Annotated in this window: 19 protein-coding genes and 2 pseudogenes; 9 read left to right on the top strand and 12 right to left on the bottom strand. The window is 55.7% G+C overall.

Annotated elements, in window-relative coordinates; genetic code table 11:
- Positions 1–723 (top strand): annotated as a pseudogene (locus Q1A89_RS23385) (hypothetical protein); the annotation flags it as partial.
- 714 nt (positions 724–1,437) lie between these two features.
- Here Q1A89_RS23385 and Q1A89_RS23380 read toward each other — a convergent pair.
- A complete protein-coding gene (locus Q1A89_RS23380; protein WP_299734133.1) occupies positions 1,438–1,926 on the bottom strand; it encodes an IS30 family transposase in 489 nt (162 codons plus the stop codon).
- Positions 1,883–2,290, bottom strand: a complete 408-nt coding sequence (locus Q1A89_RS23375) for a helix-turn-helix domain-containing protein (RefSeq protein WP_299734131.1) — start codon at positions 2,288–2,290, stop codon at positions 1,883–1,885. The genes Q1A89_RS23380 and Q1A89_RS23375 overlap by 44 nt, the downstream gene beginning before the upstream one ends.
- Before the next feature lie 244 nt (positions 2,291–2,534).
- Between Q1A89_RS23375 and Q1A89_RS23370 the strand changes: the two genes are divergently transcribed.
- Positions 2,535–3,008, top strand: coding sequence for a DUF4375 domain-containing protein (locus tag Q1A89_RS23370; protein ID WP_299734129.1), 474 nt, complete (start codon positions 2,535–2,537; stop codon positions 3,006–3,008).
- On the opposite strand, the pseudogene Q1A89_RS23365 reads toward Q1A89_RS23370, so the two are convergent.
- A pseudogene (locus Q1A89_RS23365) lies at positions 3,005–4,372 on the bottom strand (ISNCY family transposase). The gene Q1A89_RS23370 and the pseudogene Q1A89_RS23365 overlap by 4 nt on opposite strands.
- A gap of 285 nt (positions 4,373–4,657) precedes the next feature.
- Between Q1A89_RS23365 and Q1A89_RS23360 the strand changes: the two are divergent.
- On the top strand, positions 4,658–5,551 hold the full coding sequence (locus Q1A89_RS23360) for a recombinase family protein (RefSeq protein WP_299734127.1): 894 nt from the start codon (positions 4,658–4,660) through the stop codon (positions 5,549–5,551).
- Between the two features lie 61 nt (positions 5,552–5,612).
- Here the strand turns inward: Q1A89_RS23360 and Q1A89_RS23355 are convergent, their stop codons facing one another.
- Both Q1A89_RS23355 and Q1A89_RS23350 read right to left on the bottom strand, forming a co-directional pair.
- The gene (locus Q1A89_RS23355) at positions 5,613–6,008 is read right to left on the bottom strand and encodes a PIN domain-containing protein (protein ID WP_259943537.1); all 396 of its coding nucleotides are present in this window, start codon (positions 6,006–6,008) and stop codon (positions 5,613–5,615) included.
- Positions 5,998–6,225 carry an AbrB/MazE/SpoVT family DNA-binding domain-containing protein gene (locus tag Q1A89_RS23350; protein WP_055296342.1) on the bottom strand — a complete coding sequence of 76 codons (228 nt, stop codon included), beginning with the start codon at positions 6,223–6,225 and terminating at the stop codon, positions 5,998–6,000. Before Q1A89_RS23350 ends, Q1A89_RS23355 begins: the two co-directional genes overlap by 11 nt.
- A gap of 236 nt (positions 6,226–6,461) precedes the next feature.
- Between Q1A89_RS23350 and repA the strand changes: the two genes are divergently transcribed.
- The 3 genes from repA to repC all read left to right on the top strand — a co-directional run bounded on the left by repA (position 6,462) and on the right by repC (position 10,060).
- Entirely contained in the window at positions 6,462–7,649 is a 1,188-nt protein-coding gene (gene repA / locus Q1A89_RS23345; RefSeq protein WP_259943540.1) for a plasmid partitioning protein RepA, read from the top strand.
- Entirely contained in the window at positions 7,646–8,662 is a 1,017-nt protein-coding gene (gene repB / locus Q1A89_RS23340; protein WP_299734124.1) for a plasmid partitioning protein RepB, read from the top strand. The genes repA and repB overlap by 4 nt, the downstream gene beginning before the upstream one ends.
- 177 nt (positions 8,663–8,839) lie before the next feature.
- A complete protein-coding gene (gene repC / locus Q1A89_RS23335) occupies positions 8,840–10,060 on the top strand; it encodes a plasmid replication protein RepC (protein WP_299734123.1) in 1,221 nt (406 codons plus the stop codon).
- A 148-nt stretch (positions 10,061–10,208) separates the two neighbouring features.
- On the opposite strand, the gene Q1A89_RS23330 is transcribed toward repC, so the two are convergent.
- Together Q1A89_RS23330 and Q1A89_RS23325 are read right to left on the bottom strand one after the other, a co-directional pair.
- Complete coding sequence (locus tag Q1A89_RS23330) at positions 10,209–11,087, bottom strand: Fic family protein (RefSeq protein WP_299734122.1); 879 nt, start codon at positions 11,085–11,087, stop codon at positions 10,209–10,211.
- A gap of 97 nt (positions 11,088–11,184) precedes the next feature.
- The gene (locus Q1A89_RS23325) at positions 11,185–12,303 is read right to left on the bottom strand and encodes a tyrosine-type recombinase/integrase (protein WP_299734121.1); all 1,119 of its coding nucleotides are present in this window, start codon (positions 12,301–12,303) and stop codon (positions 11,185–11,187) included.
- Between the two features lie 126 nt (positions 12,304–12,429).
- On the opposite strand from Q1A89_RS23325, the gene Q1A89_RS23320 reads away from it, so the two are divergent.
- The 3 genes from Q1A89_RS23320 to Q1A89_RS23310 all read left to right on the top strand — a co-directional run bounded on the left by Q1A89_RS23320 (position 12,430) and on the right by Q1A89_RS23310 (position 15,300).
- On the top strand, positions 12,430–13,383 hold the full coding sequence (locus tag Q1A89_RS23320; RefSeq protein WP_299734119.1) for a DUF1403 family protein: 954 nt from the start codon (positions 12,430–12,432) through the stop codon (positions 13,381–13,383).
- A complete protein-coding gene (locus Q1A89_RS23315) occupies positions 13,380–13,979 on the top strand; it encodes an SMC-Scp complex subunit ScpB (RefSeq protein WP_299734117.1) in 600 nt (199 codons plus the stop codon). The genes Q1A89_RS23320 and Q1A89_RS23315 overlap by 4 nt, the downstream gene beginning before the upstream one ends.
- 211 nt (positions 13,980–14,190) lie before the next feature.
- A complete protein-coding gene (locus tag Q1A89_RS23310) occupies positions 14,191–15,300 on the top strand; it encodes a Fic family protein (RefSeq protein WP_299734115.1) in 1,110 nt (369 codons plus the stop codon).
- 244 nt (positions 15,301–15,544) lie between these two features.
- Here the strand turns inward: Q1A89_RS23310 and Q1A89_RS23305 are convergent, their stop codons facing one another.
- The 5 genes from Q1A89_RS23305 to Q1A89_RS23285 all read right to left on the bottom strand — a co-directional run bounded on the left by Q1A89_RS23305 (position 15,545) and on the right by Q1A89_RS23285 (position 21,253).
- Positions 15,545–16,405 carry a hypothetical protein gene (locus Q1A89_RS23305; protein WP_299734113.1) on the bottom strand — a complete coding sequence of 287 codons (861 nt, stop codon included), beginning with the start codon at positions 16,403–16,405 and terminating at the stop codon, positions 15,545–15,547.
- Positions 16,341–17,540 carry a DNA cytosine methyltransferase gene (locus tag Q1A89_RS23300; protein ID WP_299734111.1) on the bottom strand — a complete coding sequence of 400 codons (1,200 nt, stop codon included), beginning with the start codon at positions 17,538–17,540 and terminating at the stop codon, positions 16,341–16,343. Before Q1A89_RS23300 ends, Q1A89_RS23305 begins: the two co-directional genes overlap by 65 nt.
- A 139-nt stretch (positions 17,541–17,679) precedes the next feature.
- Positions 17,680–18,726 carry a hypothetical protein gene (locus Q1A89_RS23295; protein ID WP_299734110.1) on the bottom strand — a complete coding sequence of 349 codons (1,047 nt, stop codon included), beginning with the start codon at positions 18,724–18,726 and terminating at the stop codon, positions 17,680–17,682.
- 24 nt (positions 18,727–18,750) lie between these two features.
- Complete coding sequence (locus Q1A89_RS23290; protein WP_299734109.1) at positions 18,751–19,956, bottom strand: hypothetical protein; 1,206 nt, start codon at positions 19,954–19,956, stop codon at positions 18,751–18,753.
- A gap of 352 nt (positions 19,957–20,308) precedes the next feature.
- Positions 20,309–21,253 (bottom strand): DUF4238 domain-containing protein, encoded by a 945-nt coding sequence (locus Q1A89_RS23285; RefSeq protein ID WP_299734108.1) that lies wholly within the window; start codon positions 21,251–21,253, stop codon positions 20,309–20,311.
- Between the last annotated feature and the right edge of the window lie 320 nt (positions 21,254–21,573).

Genomic DNA, 21,573 nt, shown 5'->3' with positions numbered 1-21,573 from the left:
GGCACGGGCCTGACCAACGTGACCACGCTGGGCGACGAAAACGACGCCCAGGCCAGTGCCGCCCTGTGGGAAGCGCTTTTCGTCGAGCAAGAAGAAGTTCAGATTAAGACATTTGACGATGGGCGTGTTGTGGAGACAACCTCTGTGGGCGGTGTACGAGTAAGCAGCATTGCAAGCGACATCAGTGATGCTTTTGTCTGGGACACCAAGGAACTGCTCTACGAAGTAAATGGCCAGCGTGAAGGTCGCATCACAACATTTGACGACGGTCGTGTTATCGAGACTACCTTTGAGGATGGTGTGCGAGCAAGCAAGATTGCAAGCGACAAAAGTGATGCGTTTGCCTGGGACACCAATGAGCTGTTCTATGATGCCAACGGGCAACGTGAAAGTCGTATCGTAACATTTAACGATGGGCGTGAGATCGAGACTACTTTTGTAGATGGTGTGCGAGTAACCAGTATCGCACGTGACTTAAGTGATGCTTTTGTCTGGGACACCAATGAATTGTTCTATGATGTCAACGGGCAACGTGAGGGCCGCATCACAACATTTGACGATGGGCGTGTCATTGAGACAGGCCTGACGTCTTCGGCGACAATGTCTGATGAGGTGAGCGTCCACACTAGTACCACCCATTTCGCTGATCCGAGATTTGGTGATGCGAGCGGAGAATCTGTTTACTTTGTTGATACTGGCTCAACAGACATGCAGATACTCTGACATTGGTTTCCGAAAACTCAATCAAAACAGCCATGTGTCGCCAATGCCAGATGTAACAAACGTGGCTTTGCCAATGCTCCGTTGAATAGGATCAGTGCGTAAAAATGTCGTTTTGTCATCCGCGATCTCTCAGGGAGAATATCCAACGGTTTGCGAACGCAAACCAGCAAAGCTGAGGCCCCGAAAATTAAGATCGGGGCCTCTCAAAACAAGTCCCAGGAATTTGATAAGTGTAGTGGGGGTCGATCTGGAAGAGCCGCCCCAAGCAAAAATCACAGATGCTTTTGTCTGCCGAATTCGGCGGACTCCATGAGGAGCAGGTCAAGTGGGCTTGGCAATCAACGAGACCGTCGAGAAAGTTGATAGCCATCAAGTTTTGTCTCTCTTGGAAAGGTCACTTGCTAGGTTGTCGAATTGTGGGAGCAGCGTGCAATCTCTTGGCAAACCTGATCAATTTTTTTTGGCTAAGCTACGTGCTCGGCAAGCTTAGTATGTCTGATGGCTCAAGGGTCGTTGCGACGGTTTCCGCTATCTCAGTTTCATCATCTCTTCTCTGAAGGCCTCGGTTGGGGTGCACCAGCTATGGCACTTTCTGGGTGTGCCGTTCAGGCGGTTGCAAATCGCCTTCACATTGCGATTTGAGAGCGCCGCGAGCTGGGTGTCACATGGCAAATATCGGCGCGCACGCTTGTTCAGATTTTCGACCGATCCTTTCTACCAGGGCGCTTGCGGATCGCAGAACCAGCTATCAGTATCGATGCCCGATTCCAGCTTGCGCCACGCGCGGAACTCAAAACCGCGATCAAAGGTGATCGACTTGCGAGTTGGTTGGGGCAGGGGTTCCATCACGTCCATCAGCTTATTGATGAAGTGTGTGGAACTACGGTCGTTGTTACGGAACAGAACAGCAAACCGGGTCTTGCGTTCGATCAATGAGGCGGCATTCATTGTGCCCTGAGAGCGTTCAAAGTTCTTCAGATCGCCTTCCCATTCGCCGAAAGTCTCGCGGCTCTTCACGTAGTCAGGGCGTTCGTAGATCGACCGATCCGACGGAAATACCTGGCCTCTGGGGCGTCTGGCATAGCGCGGCTGCCATTTTTTTGCGTCTGCTTGGCAAATGGCGCGCAAGTTGTTCTGACTGTCCTTCGGCGCTGTAAACCTAAGCGTAAATCGTTTCGTGGCTGACCCGAACAGGCTGGTCATCAAAGCCAAGGCGAGCGGCGATCTGTTCCGGTGTCCAGCCGATCTTCAACTGGGCGATGACATGGGCGCGTAAATCCTCCAGCCGGATCAGCTTGCGCCTTCGAGCACGTCGATCGGTGGCATACTTCTGGGCATTCATCCCGTAGTAGCCATTCAGGTACGGCAGCTCTTCATCGGTGAAATAGTTCCGCTTGATCTCGCGATAGACGGTCGAGCGATGCCTGCCAATCTCAGCTGCGATCTTGCTTACAGGCACTTTTGCATTCAGCATGTCTTCGATTGCGCGTCTCTCACGCAAATCCAGCTCTGTGCGGGCGATGTCCGTTTTCCCTGCTTTTTCAGCATGATAGGGAAATTGTCGCAACCCAGTTTAGAACGCGCCCCGCTACACTTCTGTGTTGCAACCAAGTAGAAATGTCACCGGGTTTGCAAAGCAGAAGTGTCACCAAGAGTACTGACGGGAGCAAGGCTTAGCAGCCCGGAGACCTCACATATCGCAGGGCTGATAAGCCTTGCGGTGTTACGGTGCAGGCTACGAGGAGGTGTCAAAAAATTGTCACGCTGTTTGGTTAAGCTGTTGGCAGTATCCCTGACTTGGGACGGTTAAAGTGATTCATAGCTTGTTCAATGCTCCGCGCGCCTATCCGGCATTTTACGAGCCGTATTATGACAGCTTCAATTTCTACGATGGTCGCGAGGCTTGGTTGCAGAGCATTGTGAGTATCCCGCCTAAAGCAGTCCATCTGTTCAGCGTTCATTGGCTTCATTTAGAGGTCTATAATGGCGGTTTTTGGCAGTACTTCCTTAACTCGACCGGGACTACCGCACCGGAAGCGATTGAAGGCTTTACGGCCATTGCTATGCCTGATGTGAGCCGAGTTGTCGAAGAAGCCATGGCTCAGCTTGGAAGTACGTTTCCGGGTGATAAGAGCACGCGGGAAGAAACTGTTGGGCCGCCAGATAATCGAATGGACTTCGGCGACTTAGACGACAGGTTCTACGAACTGGCTGATACAGAGAAGTTTTTCCGAAAGCTGCCGAAGTTTGTGCCGTTCGCTGATGCTTATGCGGCGACAGGTTAGTTCGCGTCTTCAGCAGCCCGTTCGGCCCGCCTTCGTTCATAATACGCTTCCATCTTTGACGGGCGTCCTCTCGGTCGGCGTCCGGTCTTCTTGTAGCCGTTCCTTGCACTCTCCGGTTTGACTTTCGGCGGCGGTGCAACCTTCTCCTGCTCTTCCTTGATATGAGCCAGGACTGCACCGAGACGTTTGTTCTCTGTGATCGCTACGTGGGTCACGCGCTGTTGGTACGGATCGAAGATGCTATGGGGCAGGGCGACGCCTTTGGTACGGACTTGGACGCGCCCATCTGCAAACTCATAAATATCGACGTACTTGCCAACGAGACCGCGTGTCAGGTCGTTCACCTCCAGCCGGATGCGCTTGCGGTCGTACTTCAGCGTCAAGTCCTTGGTGACATAGCGCTTGTCACGCAGGCAGAAGACTTCCGCCAGCCGATCCGGCTCAATGTTCAAAGCACGATGCAGATTGTCTGGCTTTGCCGGGGCCTTTGCAAACTTGGCATTGTAGCGTTCAACAAAGCCCTCCAGAAACGCGTTGCCGTCATCCATGTCGGAGATGCCCGCAATGCGCAGTTCCTTTACCAGCCGATCTTGCAGTGTCCGGTTCGCACGCTCGACACGACCTTTGGCCTGGCTCGAATTGGCGCAGATGATCTCGATGTTCAGCTCGGCCAGAGCGCGACCGAATTGAGTCATGCCCGTCATGTGTTCATTGGGATTCGGCACCCTGAACACCGTATGATTGTCGCTGTAGAAGGCAACAGGGCGACCATGCTTCAGCAGATAGCTTTCCAGTGCCTCGAAATCGGTGAACGTGCTCTCAGACTTTACGAACCGCAGTTCCATCAAGGTGCTCGTCGCGTCGTCAATGAAGACGAGCAGGGTGCACGGATCGCCCCGATCTTCGAACCAACGATGGTCTGAGCCGTCGATTTGGATCAGCTATCCGAAACATTCTCGCCGTAAGCGCGGCTGGTGGAATGTCCGCCGTTGTTTGCGCGACAACCAGATCCCATCTTCCTGCATCCACTTACGAACCGTCTCACGCGAGACCTTGAAGCCGTGATGTTCAGCCAGCATCTCAGCGGCCAAAGTCGGCCCAAAGTCCGCGTAGCTTTCCTTGATCAGGTTCAGCGCATAATCGCGCTTGGCATGATGAATGCGATTGTTTGGCGGCTTGCCACGCGCCTTGTGCCGGATCGCCGACGCGCCATCCTGACGATACCGCTTCAACAGTCGGAAAATCTGCCGACGCGTCAAGTCCAGCATATTCGACGCATTGTCGACACTCAGCCGTCCATCATCAACCTGCGCCAAAACCTCCACGCGGTTCAACTCGCGCTCGCTCATTACCACCCATCCCATGTCCGCTCACCCTCATTGATTTTTGAGGGCAGAGTGACATTCCTGAATTGCTCATGGGTGACATTTTAGCTTTGCGGTTACACATGATCTAACGCATAAGGATACTTATGCGCTCTTTAGCCTTCCACCGGTCCTGCTGCTGTCTGTGACTGACCCCTGCCCTACTCGCAACCTATGTCGCGAAACCATAGAGTCCGTCTTGTTCAGGATGATGCTTCTTGCCTAACTGCTTCCTCCAAACGGTCGTTTTATCGCGATACCTTAAATTGCAAACGGCCCGATTTCATGCCCTTGATAGGCTACGCGCGAGTTTCCACGGAGGATCAGACCCCCCTGCCCCAGTCTGAGGCCCTTCAATCTGCTGGCTGCGCCGAAATCTTCGAAGAACACGCCTCCGGCGGCAATCGCGCGCGTCCAGTGCTTGCGCGCGTGCTCGAACGTGTCCAGAACGGCGACACGCTGGTCGTCGTGCGGATCGACCGGCTTGCGCGTTCTTTGTCGCATTTGCTGGAAGTCATCGAACGTCTGGAGGCCAAGGGGGCTTTCTTTCGCTCCCTCCAAGACCCGATCGACACGGCTTCCCCACAAGGAAAGTTCACGCTGCAGGTTCTGGGCGCAGCGGCCGAGTTCGAACGCGCTCTGATCCGCGAACGCACCAAGGCCGGGCTGGCGAGCGCCCGTAGTAAGGGCCGGGTCGGCGGGAACCCGGGCCTACGCGCCGGCGATCCAGCGGCGCTACGCAAGGTGCGGCTCGCGCGGCAAGACGGCTATATGGAGCGCTTGAACGAGACCGCGCAGGACTGGGTGCCCCATGTGCGCCGCATGCGCCCCGATATGGCTTGGGAAGACTTGCTGCGGATCATCAATGGCCCCCTGCCCCACGACCGCCATTGGACCCAGAGCCGCTTGCTGCGTGCCGTGAAAGCCTATGTGCGTGACGGGTTCCTGCCCGCAGAGGTGCTGGACCGTGCCGGACGCCGCGAAGCAGACGACCGCCTGCCTGCGATTGTCGCCGCGATCAAAGGCGCAGATCCCGGCATTACGCTGCAGGCGATCTGTGACCGGCTGGAATCCATGCGTGTGCGCACGCCGCGTGGACGCATGAGCTGGCAGCCGTCGTCCGTGAGGATGCTGCTGGAACGCGCGGAGAAGTTGGGCTTGCTGAAGTGCGCGCAATAAACACAACCTTGCAAATCTTCCAACTCATGGAACGATTGCAAGGTTGCAGCCCATTTTCTGGTCAGGTGAATGGATTCACGACGCGTAACTGATCTTCGACCAGCAATCCGTCGTGCATATCTTCGCTCCACAAAGTCGTGCATCCAGCAATAAGAGCGGCCGACACAATCATCGCGTCATAGACCGAAAGCTGGTATTTTTCTGCCAAAGCTCGGCCCACAAGATGGGTTTGGACAGACAGGTCCTCGACTGGACACAAGGATTGGACCCCTGCGAGAAAAGCGCCGGTCTCCTCCCAACTGAGACCGGCTTTCCTCCGGCAATTGACCATCGCTTCGTTCAGGACCTGCACACTGATCCGCGGCCCTTGCCCCAGGATGTCTTCCGCCCGATCCGCCTTTGGGCCGTCGTCAAGAAGGTAAAGGACGACATTTGTATCCGCGAATTCAGCGCTCATGCGCAGCGTCGCGGCTCAGGCGTGCGTCCTTGGATAGCTTTCCGCGAAACCGCCTTAGCCCTTGCAGGACTTCATCGGCGCGAGGTTGGCGCTGGACGAGCAAAGTACCGTCGTCCTTTATCAGATCGATTTGGTCACCCTCTTTGAGGCCAAGTTCGCGCACAAGATCGGCAGGCAGCCGGACCGCGAGCGAATTCCCCCATTTTGCAACTTGCATGTTGTCGTTCCTCCAAGTGGATATACGGTCCTATATGTATATCATCCTGCCGCAATTGCCAAGATCAGCATGCGACGACGACGGCGAATGGGCTTGTGTTTCGACGGTGAGCTCACACAAGATGTGGAAAAAACTTGCGCGAATCCGACTCTTACGGCAATAGTCACGGAAACGAGGCGAAAAACGTCAATAATCGTGAACACGCCGAAGATGCGTAGCGCGGATCGAGAGGGCAGATGAACAAGACTTTCGTGCATCAGGACCTGAACGCGGTCATCCGCCAGCATTCCGAGTGGCTGGCCAACCAGTTGCATTCACAACGCGAAAGCCTGTTTCCCCCAGACGCCACAAAGGAAATGCGCAAATTCACCTCCGGCGAGGCGGCAGCGCTTCTTGGTGTGAACGACTCATACCTGCGCAAAATCAACCTTGATGGCAAGGGCCCTTCGCCTGAACTGACGGCCGGCAATCGTCGCCTGTATTCCGCGCAGGACATTCAGGCCCTGCGTGTCCTGCTGGAAAAGACCGCGCGCAAGCCTGGAGACTATATCCCCGGACGGCGTGACGGCGATCACCTGCAAGTCATCGGTGTGATGAACTTCAAGGGTGGCTCGGGCAAAACGACGACTTCGGCACACCTTGCACAACGGCTGGCCTTGCGCGGTTATCGCGTCCTGGGCATTGATCTTGATCCGCAGGCCTCATTCACGGCGTTACATGGCGTACAGCCCGAATTCGATCTGACAGATGGCGGCACGCTCTATGACGCGATCCGCTATGACGACCCAGAGCCGATCCGCGCTGTCATCCGCAAGACCTATATCCCGAACCTCGACCTGATCCCGGGCAATCTGGAACTGATGGAGTTCGAACACGAAACGCCGCGTGCTCTTTCACAAGGCAACGCAGGTCTGTTCTTTTTCCGCGTGAAAGAGGCGTTGGCGCAGGTTGACGGCGATTACGACGTTGTGGTCATCGACTGCCCGCCGCAACTGGGCTTTCTCACCATGTCCGCACTTTCTGCGGCCACCGGCGTGCTGGTCACAATTCATCCGGAAATGCTCGACGTGATGTCGATGTCGCAATTTCTGCGCATGACGGCTGATCTGATGGACGTGATCGCCGAAAGCGGTGCGGACATGTCCCACGACTGGATGCGCTATGCGCTGACACGCTATGAACCTCAGGATGCACCACAAAACCGGATCGTCGCCTTTCTGCGCACCATGTATGGCGATGCGGTGCTCAACTCGCCAATGCTCAAATCCACGGCGATCTCCGATGCAGGTCTGACAAAGCAAACCCTATACGAAGTCGAGCGGAGCGCCTTTACCCGCACGACCTATGATCGCGCCCTTGAAAGCCTGAACGCGCTGAACGACGAAGTCGCTGATCTTATTCAGAAAACGTGGGGGCGGTCATGACGAGTGGCAAGAAAAAACGGATGTCGATGCTCAATAATCTCGCGGCAGCCGGTGGCCCGGCCCCTACCCCTCAGGCTGGCGCCGTAACCCCTATGATGACGTCCAACCGCGCCCTGCGCTCGGCCCGTGATGCGGTCGATTCACATCATGTCTGGGAACTCGACCCGGCCAGTATCGTCGACGACCGAGTGGCCGACCGGCTTGATCCTGCGGATGTGCATGATCTGCGCGCCGCAATCGAGGCGAATGGTCAGACCGTACCAATTCTTGTGCGCCGGCACCCGTCAGAGACGGACCGCTATCTGCTCGTCTATGGTCGCCGCCGGCTCGAGGCGATCCGCCAGTCCGACAAGGTCGCCAAGGTGCGCGCACTGGTCGCCAATCTGGATGATGACAGCGCCCTGCGTGCGCAGATTTCCGAAAACATGGCGCGCCGCGATTTATCCTTCATTGAAAAGGCGATTTTTGCGCAAGAACTCGTATCGTCGGGCTTTGGAAATCAATCACAGGTTGCAGAAATTCTGACTGTGACCAAATCTTCGGTGTCCATGGCCATCGCCATCGCCGACATGGTCGGTACAGACCTCATCCGCGCCATCGGTGCTGCACACGGCATCGGCCGACCCCGGTGGGAGGCCATGGGCCGTGCCATCGCGGACAAGGGCCTGGATCGGGGCAGCCTGATCCGCCTTGCTGAGGAAACCCATGGCAAGGCCGATGTGGCCATGGTGATTGATGCCGCACCTGCGACCGACGACCCCTCTGTGCAGGCGTTCGAGGCCGTGTCGAAGGTTGTCACAAGGTTAGTCAAACCGGCCAAGGCCCCCTCCCCTTCTGCTGCATCCAGTCAGCCTCTCAGGATTGGGGGCAAACGTGGCGGCACGCTCAAACGCACCGCCAAAGGGATCTCGATCGAGTTGCAGAATAGTAAGTTTGCCGACTGGGTAGAGTCTGAAGCCGATGATTTGATTGAAGAACTTCACGAACGCTGGAAGCAGCGTTCAGAAGACTGAGGAAGAGCAAAAACCAAAAACAGGAGGCACGAAAAAGCCAAAGAAAAGGTCCCGCAAAGCGACCGCCCTACGAGACCCTGACTTGTTCTTAGCACTCTCAAGTTAGTCTCGGACGCCGTTTTTCGCAAGTCTTAAGTGATTCGCGGACAGTGATTTCTTTGTCTTCGTGAATGTAAAATGGACTACACCCCCGTAACGCCTTTCAGGCGACCCATAAATGCTGCCATTCTGCACTATCAGGCAGCGGCGCAACAGGACCTCCCGCCTTCCGGCGTCAACAAATGGGAAGCACTTCGCGAACTCGCCGCTGCCCGTATCGCCTTCGGCTTGTCCGACCGTGATTTGAGCGTGCTTCAGGCATTGGTCAGTTTCCATCAGGCCACGATCGTTGGCGGGAACGATAGTGAAACCGTCGTGCATCCGTCCAACAAGGCTATTTGTGAGCGCCTGAACGGCATGCCCTGCTCGACCATGCGGCGGCATCTGGCGAACCTGGTGCAAACCGGTTTCGTCGTGCGTCGAGACAGTCCCAATGGCAAGCGTTACGCGCGCCGGTATGGCGACGAAAAGATCGCTTTCGGCTTCGATCTGGCCCCCCTCGCCCAACGCTTCGTCGAAGTGTGCAAAGCCGCAGAGGCTGTCCGTGCTGCGGAGGAGCGCTACAAGCGGCTTAGATCCACTGTAAGCCTCATGCGCCGTGATCTAGCGGGTCTCGTCGACTACGGCCGTTCTCTGCGCCCTAACCGCGCCATCTGGGACCAGGCGTCCGATCTATGCGTCCTGACGGCGCGTGACCTTCGCCGCAAGCTCGACTTTGCAGAGTTGCAGCAGATTGAATCTGCGTTGTTCGAAGCCCTCAACGCCATTAACGACCTGTTGGAACCAGTGCGATCACAAGATATGAGCACCAATGAAGCCACAAATGAACAGCACTATCAGAATTCAAATAAAGACTCTTATGATTTTGAACCACGCTTAGAAAAAGCGCAGGGCGAGGACAGCGTCTCCGATCCGGCGACGGCACTGGTTGCAGAGGGTAGGACTGATGAGCCTGTCTCAGTCGACAACAATCTACCTAGAATACCCCTCGGTCTCGTTTTGGCCGCTTGCTCTGAATACCGAACTTATGCTGAACGACCTGTGCGCCACTGGCATGATCTAGTAAGGGTTGCCGATGTAATAAGACCTATGATGGGCGTCTCTCCTTCAGCGTGGGATGAGGCCAAACAGTGCATGGGCCCGGAAGAGGCTTCGGTGGTCATCTTGGCAATGTTGGATCGCTTCGGCGACATCCGGTCGCCTGGTGGGTATTTGCGGTCGCTGTCTGCAAAGGCTGCGCTCGGTGAATTCTCCTGTGGTCCCATGATCATGGCCCTTATGAGAAAGGACGCTGCATGAAAAGTTCACAGCTGTGAACTGCGACTTGTTTCGTCGCGCAGAAGACAGGTTCACAGCTGTGAACTCATTGCTTAGGGGATCCGTCCACTTTCTCCCTGGGCGCGCTTTCCTGCGCAGAGCGCGGACTAACGAAAATCACACAGTCAGGTCACCATCTCCAAAACAGATTTGGGAAGATCCGCTCTCGATAATCCAACGGAAACGCCAACCGAACTGGCGTCTTCGGCGAAACGGAAGTCAGGTATCCGGCGGCGGTCAGTTTACTCAGCGTGTTGCGAGTAGTACGCTCGGACGTCTTGAACACAATCTGCGCATCGCCTCGTTCCAGTGCCCCATGCCGAAGAACCGCCGAGATTAGTTCCGGCGCTCGCTTGTCATCGATGGTATCTGCAACAAGACGACGATATCGTTGGTCCAGTCCGCCGAGATCGAACAATCTTGCTGAGAAGCTGATCTGGTCGAGCGTCACCTTTAGGAACCATTCACTAAACGTCTTCAGTGCCGCTTCTGACAGGTTCCCCCGCCCGTCGCGGTCTCCGCGACGTGGACTGTCGGCCAGATCCATCATCCGTTTGTACTGGCCCCGATCGGTTAGCCCGCGGGCCAGCCCACGTGATACGGACCAGAGCCCTTGGCCACCAATCCCCGCTGTGAGGGCCATGGCATGAGACATCAGTCTGCTGACACGGCCGTTACCATCCGGGAAAGGGTAGATGTAGTTGAGCCGGTGATGTGCAGAGGCGATCGCGATGATCCGTCCGCTCGAAGGCCGCGCCGCTATCTGAAACCGTTTGTCAAAGTAGTCCATAAATGCCGCAACGCGCGATGATGAAGGAGGTAGGTGGCGCCCGACTGCAACTTCCCGATCGTCGTCTTGGCGCGTGCGTCCTGGAAAGATGGGCTCTTGTGTGCCATCGGGATGTTCGATGACCCGAAATTCGTCAGGCATCTCGTCGTAGAAGCTATTATGGACCCAAGCATGGAATTCGACAGATGTGGGGCGGGGCAGGGTGCCTTTGCGATGCATCTCGTTCGATGGCCCACTGATCGTTGACGTGCGCCCGGGCCTCAAGGGCGGGTTGAACGGGCAGGCGGCGTGATGCCTATCTGTCGGATTGCTGTGGCTACAGGCCTGCGGCCTTGGTTAGGTTCACGCGGAATCGATCACGGCGGCGTTGGTAGCGGCGGGTCATTTCGGCCGAAGCGTGCCCCAGCTGCTTTTGGACGTAACGCTCGTCGACTTCTGCGGAGCTGGCGAGACCTGCTCGCAGGCTGTGGCCGGAGAACAGAGCGAGGCGGTCTTTCTCGGGTAACTCGGCGCGGATGCCGCTCTTGAGTACGGTCTGCTTGATCAGACGGGCGACATGTTTGTCGCTGAGCCGAGCTTCCAAGGCATTCTCGCCATCGCGCGAGGTGCGCACGAAGACCGGGCCAAAGTCGATCTTCGCGAAATGCAACCATTGCTCGAGCGCGTGGACCGGGCAGGTCTGGTCGGATGAGCCGCGGCCGATTTCGACCTCGCGCCAGCCGGTCTTGGCATTCAGCGTCAACACTGCGCCGTCGTTGAGGATCTCGATCCACCCACCGGACTCAATCGTGTCGTCTTTTCCGACATCCAAGCTGACGATCTCGGAGCGGCGTAGGCCGCCCGCATATCCCAGGAGCAGGATGGCGCGATCGCGCAGCCCACGGAGGTCGAAGTCGAGTGTGGCCACCATGGCGAGGATATCTTCGGATAGGATGGCTTCCTTCTGCACCGGTGGTCGCGCGTGGCGGCGCTTAATTCCGGCGAGCACGGTGGCGATGTGCCGGTCCTTGCGATCGAAGGTGAACCCGCGTTGGGCGTAGTTCCAGGCGAGGCCAGACAATCGACGATCGATGGTTGAAACCGATAGAGCAGGCGCCTTGCCAGTTGGGGCAGCCAGGTCGGCCATATATAGTCCGACTATCTCGGGCGACGGGGGCAGAGGATCCGTGCCCTTCAACCTGCACCAACGTGCAAAATGGGTCCAGTCGGCGGCGTAGGCCTTGTTGGTGTTCTCAGAAGTGGAGGCCTTGGCGTAGTCCCGCGCGGTGTCCACCAGCCGATCTAACGTGCCAGACCCAGCGACATGTGAGGGCAGGGCGATCGTAGCACCGCCCTCACACTCTCTCTCGTCGCGCTGCGCTTCGTCCGAGGCATCTAAGGGCTCTGAGATCGATGTCTCGGCCTCCGACGGCTGATTTTCAGGTGATTTGCGCATGTTTCTGAGTCTACCCCGGATATGTCCGATAAGGCAACCTTATTGGACATAAAAATGTTCTGTAAGGTGGGGCGGTTTACACACTATGTGGTGGGCAAAAGCGCCGCCATGCGATAGGGTTGTGGTATGACATACCAGTCTGCCACCATTTCCGACGACCCCAGGACCTTACCGCAGCTCCCCGCATGGGTCACCTCCCGGCGTGCTGAAACCATTGAAACTGTGGCCTTTCGGTCGGCGGCGGCGCTGACGGTGCTCGACCAGTTGATCAGTGATGAGAGTTATGGAGTCCCACTGAAACTGCTGGCCAATCGTTTGGCCCTGAGCGCAGCGACCGCGACGTCGAAACTGGAAGGCCGGATGGCGCGGGAGGCGGATATCCGCGACGCCTACCACCTGACGCCGCGGGGCGAGGCGCGGGGTCCAGACGGAGATCTGTTGGCCTTCTGGCGTGAGGCCATACGCCTGCGGGCAGGCGGGGCGGGTGAGATAGCCGACCTAATCGGCGCGGACCTTGCGGGCGAGGTGGGTGTGTGGCTGGACGCCGGGCAAGAGCGCGCCCAGACCCATGGGCCATTGGCCGGTTGCGTTTCCGTTCTTCGTGCCGTGCTCGGAGCCGACGACCGGGCGGAGAGGGTCGCCTGCCTAGTGTCGGATATCGTCTTGGCGCGGGCTCTGAACTGGAAGACGGTGCTACCGGTGACTGCGCCGCGGCTGACAAAAGCAACACTGCGCGACCTAACCGGAGAAGGGCAGGGGGCCGAGCTGGCCGTTCAGGCGCGGATGTTGGAGAGCATCGAAGTGACGATCCGGCTGGCGCGGGATCTTGCGCGCCGCGCCGAAGCGCTTCGCTCCATCGCCCCGAAGCTCCGGGCCAGAGGATCGGCGGCGGCGGTCGATCTGTTCCTGACAGAGAATGCGGTGGCGTCGTCAACCATGCTGTCCCCGATGATCCAGGGGACCACAATTCCCATGACTGACCGCGCGGCACGGCGGTTCTGCGATAGGCTGGTCGAGCTTGGTGTGGCGCGGGAACTGACCGGACGCTCGACGTTCCGGCTTTATGGGATCGCATCATGACTGTCGCTGCCAAGAAGCGGAAGCTGACAGACGAGGGTGGAGCCGTCTTTGACCGGGAGCTCGACGACCTGCCACAGGAGCTGCGTTGGCGCGAATGGATGGGGCGGATCGAAGCCGTACTCTTCGCGAGTGCCTCGCCGGTTGGCCGCGACGACCTGACCCGCGTGGTGGGGCAGGGGGCGTCGGTCGAGATGCTGATCGAAGATATCCAGGCCGAGTTGGTCGGAAGACCTTACGAGCTGGTCCAGGTGGCAGGCGGCTGGATGTTCAGAACCCGAACGCAGTTTGCCGATGCCATCGAGGCGGCGGCCGATCTTGGCGAACAATCTCTCGCCTTCACCGAGATGGAGATGGGTGTGCTCTGCGCCATCGCCTATCACCAGCCCATCGACCGGGCGGGGCTCAAGGACATCTTTGGCAAGGAGGTGAGCCGCGATCTGCTCGCCCGGCTGCGGTACAAGGATCTGATTGCCAGCGGTCCACGGTCACCGCGGCCTGGGGCGCCGCATACATTTGTGACGACGGAGACGTTTCTGGTGACGTTCGATCTGCAGAGCTTGCGGGACCTGCCGGAGCTGGAGCTGTCAGACTCTTGATGTCCGAAATATGTGGTATTGTTCTGACGCGCAAAGCCGTCGGCTTTCAATTGGTCGGGCTTTGACTTTCAATCAGTCGGAGTTTTGTCTGGAGCTGAAGTCGGAAGGTATCACAGCGGCAACACGGTGTTGTGCGCCGTGAGGTATAGAATTGACTTCTATAACTCAAAAATGGTCTATCTGTGAGTTATAGAAAGGAGCTCTATAACTCATGACATGGAACTGGCAGATATCCGGTTGGCCGGATTTCCGGTACGACGCAGCATCACTGGCACTGCTCGAGCAGCGCTTCCTGCTGTCGTCCGGCGAAGTCCTGGGTGCCGTCCAACATGTCAGCCCGTCAGAGCGTGATCAACTCCGCATCGACCTGCTGAGCGATGAGGCCATGAAAACCAGCGCCATTGAAGGCGAGATGCTGGACCGGCGCAGTGTGCAATCCTCACTTCGCCGACATCTCGGACTAGAACCCGACAGCTATCCAAACAAACCACGCGAGCAAGGCGTGGCCGAAATGATGGTCGATGTCTATTCGACCTATGCCGAGCCCCTTACGCACGAAACCCTGTTTCGGTGGCATGAGATGCTTCTTGCCTTCGACAAGCGTCTGGAGGCCATCGGGTCATACCGGCAGCACGAGGATGCCATGCAGATCGTCTCGGGGCGTCTTGATCGTCCGGTCGTGCATTTTGAGGCCCCGCCATCTGCTCAAGTTCGGGATGAGATGGAACGATATGTAGACTGGTTCAACGGGACAGGGCCGAATGCGGAGAAGCCTTTGCTGGCATTGACGCGCGCGGGCCTGAGTCACCTCTACTTCGAAAGCATCCACCCGTTTGAGGATGGGAATGGTCGTTTGGGTCGGGCCTTGGCCGAAAAGTCCCTGGCTCAGAACATTGGGCAGCCAAGCCTCATCGCGCTGGCCTTCACCATCGAGCGAAAGCGGAAGGACTACTACGACCAGCTTGAGCGGCACCAAAAGACGCTGGATGTTACAGCTTGGCTGGTATGGTTTGCTGAGGCCGTTCTGGAAGCGCAGCAGGTCACCCTGGACCGCGTGAGTTTCTTCATTGCCAAGGCGCATTTCTACGACCGGCATCGCGAAGCGCTGAACGAAAGACAGGCCAAGGTGATTGAGCGGATGTTCCGAGAGGGGCCTGACGGGTTCAAAGGTGGCCTAAGTGCGGAGAACTATATTTCGATCTCCGGAACATCGCGTGCAACCGCGACCAGGGACCTACAGGAACTAGTCGAGATTAGTGCCCTCACGCGTACTGGCGAACGCCGATACACACGTTACTGGCTGAACTTGCAAAGCGAGTAGGCCTGATCCAACGCCAGAGACCGCTCAAGTGCTGCTTCTTCGAAAATCCCTCCTTTGTGGTGTCGCTGACGCCGAAACTTCGATTTCGTTGAAGAGAGGGCGGAAAGCGGAAGTTCGCTGCGAGCGCAACATCATCAGTAGCCAGGAGAGATGCGGACCTTTGTTTGCTGCTCAAACGTCCTCTGAACCGTAGAAATGATGGCAGTATCGCTGGTGGGTTGCAGGTTTCGACGAAGCAGCCTGATCAATCCCTCTTGATTGATGTAAACCCAGACTCTCGCATCAGCGCTCCATTGCGTTCGATGCGCGTCTTACGTTGCAAGTCAGCTCCCTCATACTGCGCCTCAAAGAAGACGCTATGAACTTCCTCGTCACTTCCACCAAAGCACCGGTGCATCGCATCAAGTATCCCGACATTGCCAACTCGCTGCGGCTGAGGTGCTGCGTTGTTCCGTGGCGCTGGGACGGATGACGGGAACATGTAGACGCATGGCGGCGGGAGTCGATAAGGCCCTAGTTCAATCAGCCGATCCGGAGACGCGACAAGCTTCGGACATGGTCGCCCCACAGTCCCACAGACATAATCCCACACAACAAGCCCGTCTATGCGCTGATCACGGTCAATCATTTCAGCACTTAGCCGCGTGTGTATCCCCGACCAGACGTTCTTGGCAGGATCTGCAGATGGATTTGTACAGACTGACCAAATGATAAATTCATCAGCGTGTGGCGGCCGGGTGAAGATGTTCGTGTTGTTGCCGTCCAGACAGCCCTTTAATTCAATGGCCGCCGTCCTGCCATCATTCAGCGTCACTGAATAATCGTGACGGTTTGATGCGCCTGCTGACAGCCAATCTTGGATGAAGCCTTCGTCGACCATGTGATTGAGAACATGTGACACATACTCACGCTTCGGCGTCATCGAAGCGACGAACTCACCGCGGATCTGCTCTATGGCACCGCGAAATAGGCCTGAGTTGTAGAATTCCTGGTCATCAAGACCGTGATCACCGAGGGTGTGCGCTTCAGTCTTGAGAACTTCAGCGAGAGCGGCTACCCGCGCTTTCAGTGCTGCGTTCTTCTCGCAAGGTGTCGCGCCCGCCATCCAACAAATCCACTTCCGTATTTAATTTGACGATCGGCTCGAAGATATTCTCTGCGATATGCCGAACCACCGGCACCGCGACCCCGTCTCCAGTTAAATGATATGCTTGGTTATATTTTTCAGGCAGCTTGTAGGTGTCGGGCAGCCCCATCAGGCGTGCCGTCTCGCGGGTTGAGATCAAGCGCGACCGGATCTTGCTACCATGAACAGTCATGATCAGCTGACGCGAAGAGCCACCTGCAGGCGTGCGCAGACATCCAGCGATGTCATCGAAGCGGATCTCGGCGCGTTGCACCTTGATACCGTGCTCCCAACGTGTGCGCTTATAGATTGCGCCCACCATTTTCTTTTTCGCAGCTTTGGCGGTTTCAACCTTTGCAAGATTGACCTCACTCATCATGGACAGAAGGGCTGTCGTCTCGGATGGGGTGTGCCAGTCGACGCTCTTCGGCTTGTCTTCGATGATATCGCAGAAATCCGTCTCGCGCTCACTGGGCTCAGGCATAGACCACCAGATCCAGTTATCCTGTTGATCATCAGACAGGCTGGACATCGCACGGCGCAGAGCGGCTGTGTGCCAGGGCTGCTCAGGTCCATCACCAATGATATCATCAGGCAATGTGATATTGGATTTCACTGCAATCACGAACAACCGTGGGCGGCTCTGTGGAACGAAGAGAGATGCGTCCGCCACTAGAGCGCCATATCGATAGCCAAGCTCATCCAGCGCATCACAGATCGCCTGGAAATCCTTACCCTTGTGGGATGTCAGCGTGCCGACGACGTTCTCCAGCGCGATGATGGATGGTGCGCGGTTGCTGTCTTGAAGCTCTTTCATGATCGAGATGAACGGATAGAACGTTCCGCTGCGATCACCTTTGAGGCCAGCGCCACCGCCTGCCAAAGAGAGATCCTGGCAAGGAAAGGAACCCCAGGCGAGATCGGGTGTGCCGTCAATATCATCTGGGCTCAGGTTGCGGATGTCATCGACAACCATCTCACCGCCACCCCAGTTGTCACAGTATGCTTCACCCTTCTTGGCATCGAAGTCGTTCGCGAAACGGCAAGACCAGCCAGAACCTAGACCAGCCCGGACCATGCCACCACCCGCAAAAAATTCGAAAAAGGTTCTCACGACTGCTCCATTATTTTCGTTGAGTTAGACCACACACCCTGAATCGCTGCAAGAAATAGTGAGCACGTAAGATGCATCCGAATGTTCCTGATATGTTCTTACCACATGCTTCAACTAACTTAAAGCTAGTGCCGGGAGTTTATTGAGCACGTGGTAACATGTAGCCTTCGCCATGTTTCTCGTACAATTTCGAGACTAGTTTAATCATGAGGGAAATTCTGTCGTTCCATTGTTGGGTTGAGTAATCTTGTTCTGGCATAGCTGGACGAAAGTGAACCAACGAGTTTCTTTGCTTATAAATCGCCTTGGCTACGGCTTGGGCTTTGTTCTCAGCATTTGGGCAAAGCTCGATGGCCAACATATCGAGAAGTGAGGCATCGCAGCCTTCGATGAGCTCCCGCAGCGCATCTTCCTCTTTTGGACGCCAGCCCAGTTGGTTCTCCAACAGTTCTGCAAGCTCATAGAATGGTTTCGGGGAAACCCAGTGATCGGTCAGGTTGGTTAATTTTGGCACTGAGTACAATTGTTCAATGGCTCTGTACAATTCCAAAAACAAGCCGCTCCAGCTCATAGCTAAATGGCCCTGCACGATGTTTCTAAACGGAACATGATCTGATCCCGCTTCGTAGAGTTCCCTCAGGCTTCCCAAAGCCTCTTCACTTAACTCAATCGGCCCTTGTCCATAAAAAACTGAAAGCAGTACGCCTAGGGACCTCCAAATCGATCCCGATGAATCTGCATCCTTGTTCAGCTGAAAGATGGACAGGTCAGGGAAGAGCTTGGTTACATCTTCGAGATCATGACCTTCGTACCCGTCTTCACCTGAAAAGCTGCCATCAATGGTGTCAAATATTTCAATCGCACTTGCTCTTGGCTCTAGCTTCAACTCGGAAACAGCTAACGCAAAATGACCAGGTGTTAGTTCAATCGCTTCGAAGGCTATGGGCAAATCTTCATCAGCTTCCAGTCCTGAAACACATAAGAAAATGGCGTCTTCATGCTGCAACAAGGAGGCTCTTAGATGACGCGTTACAAGGCATGCCTCAATAACGTCTGCTTGGGACATCAGGGCAGCATCTTCATCTGATAGCTTCTTAATCCAACGCGGTGCCTTACTATTGGTAAGTGCTCGATCCGGCGAGGATTCAACGACATCCACTAGCTTCGCAAACAGGTCAGTAGACATTTGCATTCTATTCCGATTTGCCATTTATCCGCGCCAACACGTCTCCAGCGTAGGTATGTCAAAGCTTTCATCGATCAAAATTTTGAACGCATCTTCAAAGAAAGCGCGTTCATACCTTCCGACCGCGGAGCGCTTTGTTCCGTAAAGTCGTTGTTGAAGGACACCTAACTTGAGGAAATCGTTCATGCCATCAGCGTTCATTTTGGCGAGTTTGTCTGTTAGCTGCGCCAGCCCATGCTTGATGGCTGTAATGCGCTTCTCCATAGCATGCTGATCCTTGTCCTTCTCCATTCCAATTCGCCCCATTACTGCAATGGCGACGGCGACGACGAACCCTATGCGAGCAGGCTTACTGTCAAAGACATTTCTTCCGACTAGTTGTTTTCCATCTGTTTCGTCATCGCCGTTGGGCTGATTTAACTGGTCATCCAGGCGAGAAATAGCTCTATCAAGATCGACCATCATTTGAACTGTCGGGTAGAAGAACTCTTTGTAGAGGTGAGAAGAAAGCGCTTCGGCCATATCCAGGCGCGAGAATTCATCTGCTAGTGTTTCTTTAGTATCAACATCAGTCTTGCGCAATCCAAATGCAATAAACAACTCTGCGAGATCATCAGGCCTGTACTGACCTGCTTTAGTGCGTCTTTCAGGATTAGGGCCTTGAATTTCCAATACGCGATCAAAAGTGATTTTTTCTTTCATCTCCGCAACCAACGGCGCGTATACGACCTGAAGCTGTCTGCTTAGATTCCAGGGCACTTGGCCTGTGTTTAGTACCAACATTCTATAGATTAAGCTCTCAGTCTCCTCTGCGACCCAAAACTCCACCCGCAAGAAGCGGTCTTTTATCTCTTCTTCAGACTCAGCGAATGCTTCTAGAAGAGCCGTAGTACGTTGCATTCCATCAATGATTGAAAGTTGGCCTTTAACATCATCAGAAATCGCGGCCTTCAACGCATCTGCGGTATTAAGGCTAGCTAGGTCATCAACCACCTTACCAATGACCACAGGTGGAAGGACTGCTCCAGCGAGAAGATCTTCCACCATTCGCTTTCGAATACGCTTAGCACTGGTTGTTTTCAGCGGCTCACGCTGTCCAGCAATACCACCGCGATCTTTGTAGGCCTCATTGACCAAATCTATGTATTCTTGCACGGTCATCGACGTCATAAACGACGCGCAATTGACTCTAGTATCATGCAGCAGCTCAGCGTTTTGAAAGTCTATCATTTTGACGTGCCTGTTGGTTTTTAGTTAGTAAACGACCAGTGTGCCTCGTGCACCAGGTTGTGCCGGGTTCTTTCTGTCGTGGTTAGAGGAACGTTACAACCTTTGTCTGGGATATCCAGACGAACGACCAAGGCATCGAGATTGTTCGAATATATTTGACTAACACTGCAGGATCTAACGAACGGGCTGGCTGGGTTGTCCAATATGCCCGGCGAGATGCGTTTTCCCTGCTGCTGAAAACTGCGCTTGCCTCGAATGTCGGCTTTGCGGGCTGCGAGCGCAGCATCCAGACCGGCTGCTCACAGGCAGCTAAGGGCCGTGACAAAAATTTGCCTCGACACCCAGAAGCCTGTCAGGGTGTGGCGGTAGAGTCAGCTTCGTTGTTCTTCTTGCGTTGAAATCGTAACAAGTATTCAAAGAGCGTTGTGCGCTGTTTGGTCCCAAAGTGTTCAGCGATGAAATCGCGCATATTATCGTCTCGGGCGAACACGAGCTTCTTCGCAGCCCCAGCAATTGACTTGTTCAGACCCACTACCCACTGTTCAGGGTCACGCTCCTCAATCCTGCGCTGCGTCTCAAGATTGTTTACCGCACAGAATGCCGCCTTCGGACCGATTGGAAGGATGATGTAAGAGTCGCGGGCGGTAAACTCGTACCAAGTGATAATCGGCCTATCACTGGTCAAGAACTCTGCGTTTCCCTGTATCCGTCGAATGAACCAGCGCATGTTGTTGAGCAATTCACCTATGGGGGCGTGATCTACCAAAGCAGGGAGGACGGCGACCATCCAACTCCGCATTTCCGAGGGCGAACGCGTCTCCATATATTCGGTGAACGTAAGCGGGTCGCCTGGCCGATTGTTCTTTGAGTAGGCCGTTTCCAGTTCGGGCATGTGACGAGCCCACTCCTCAGCCAGACCCGTTTCTAGCGTGTCGAGATGGTCGGGCATTCGCATCATGAGCGACATGAGAAAGCGCGACCACGCACTTCGCATTCGCGTATCCCGGCGCATCCGAGGATCGCCCTGTTCGAGTGCTGTCAAAGCGTCTGCCGCGGCCGAATCCAGCGGTGACATGAATCCCGTCTCAGCATCCTGCGCGCGTTCTGGCACCGCAGAGGGATCAGTATATAGCCTTTTTTCTCCACCGGAGACCTGAGGCGAAACCCATTTAGCAACAAATTTGTCAGCATATGGCTTGCTGAACCGGCGTAGCTTGCCGTTTTCACCTACCCACCGCGCCTGATAAAACGAGGGCAGATAGTGGTGATACAAGGGCAGTTCGGTTTTCCTATTCATCGGCGCCCCCTATCGGTGGGAAAAAGTTTTTCAGTACCTAACACACCAGATCGCACACGTCGAAATTCCCTACAGAAGCCTCCACAAGCAGGCTTTCTGCCTCATATTAGATAAGTGTCTCCTCAGCCGTGAGCTTTCGGTTGGTTCCGCGCTGACCTTCAAATGGTCGGCTATCTCGCAAATGCGGCGAATGACCGGTCTGGGGAAGCCGCGCTGCGGCGTCCGGGCCCATGGTGAAAGTCCTCTGTGGGTGGCTCCTGCATTGCAAGAGTTTTTTAGCGATTTTCGCGGTCGTTTCGTCAGTACTGTCGTCTGTCCGG

It is taken from the genome of uncultured Tateyamaria sp., from assembly GCF_947503045.1.
Taxonomy (GTDB): Bacteria; Pseudomonadota; Alphaproteobacteria; order Rhodobacterales; family Rhodobacteraceae; genus Tateyamaria.
This window is presented reverse-complemented; position numbering and strand designations above follow the sequence as displayed.

Bases quoted from the DNA above. Each gene is read 5' to 3' on its own strand.
- Q1A89_RS23360 (WP_299734127.1), top strand. From the start codon at position 4,658: ATGCCCTTGATAGGCTACGCGCGAGTTTCCACGGAGGATCAGACCCCC.
- Q1A89_RS23325 (WP_299734121.1), bottom strand. From the start codon at position 12,303: ATGCGCAAATCACCTGAAAATCAGCCGTCGGAGGCCGAGACATCGATC.
- Q1A89_RS23295 (WP_299734110.1), bottom strand. From the start codon at position 18,726: ATGTCTACTGACCTGTTTGCGAAGCTAGTGGATGTCGTTGAATCCTCG.
- repC (WP_299734123.1), top strand. From the start codon at position 8,840: ATGGACTACACCCCCGTAACGCCTTTCAGGCGACCCATAAATGCTGCC.
- repA (WP_259943540.1), top strand. From the start codon at position 6,462: ATGAACAAGACTTTCGTGCATCAGGACCTGAACGCGGTCATCCGCCAG.
- Q1A89_RS23310 (WP_299734115.1), top strand. From the start codon at position 14,191: ATGACATGGAACTGGCAGATATCCGGTTGGCCGGATTTCCGGTACGAC.
- Q1A89_RS23290 (WP_299734109.1), bottom strand. From the start codon at position 19,956: ATGATAGACTTTCAAAACGCTGAGCTGCTGCATGATACTAGAGTCAAT.
- Q1A89_RS23380 (WP_299734133.1), bottom strand. From the start codon at position 1,926: ATGACCAGCCTGTTCGGGTCAGCCACGAAACGATTTACGCTTAGGTTT.
- repB (WP_299734124.1), top strand. From the start codon at position 7,646: ATGACGAGTGGCAAGAAAAAACGGATGTCGATGCTCAATAATCTCGCG.
- Q1A89_RS23355 (WP_259943537.1), bottom strand. From the start codon at position 6,008: ATGAGCGCTGAATTCGCGGATACAAATGTCGTCCTTTACCTTCTTGAC.
- Q1A89_RS23305 (WP_299734113.1), bottom strand. From the start codon at position 16,405: ATGGCGGGCGCGACACCTTGCGAGAAGAACGCAGCACTGAAAGCGCGG.
- Q1A89_RS23320 (WP_299734119.1), top strand. From the start codon at position 12,430: ATGACATACCAGTCTGCCACCATTTCCGACGACCCCAGGACCTTACCG.
- Q1A89_RS23285 (WP_299734108.1), bottom strand. From the start codon at position 21,253: ATGAATAGGAAAACCGAACTGCCCTTGTATCACCACTATCTGCCCTCG.
- Q1A89_RS23350 (WP_055296342.1), bottom strand. From the start codon at position 6,225: ATGCAAGTTGCAAAATGGGGGAATTCGCTCGCGGTCCGGCTGCCTGCC.
- Q1A89_RS23315 (WP_299734117.1), top strand. From the start codon at position 13,380: ATGACTGTCGCTGCCAAGAAGCGGAAGCTGACAGACGAGGGTGGAGCC.
- Q1A89_RS23330 (WP_299734122.1), bottom strand. From the start codon at position 11,087: ATGCATCGCAAAGGCACCCTGCCCCGCCCCACATCTGTCGAATTCCAT.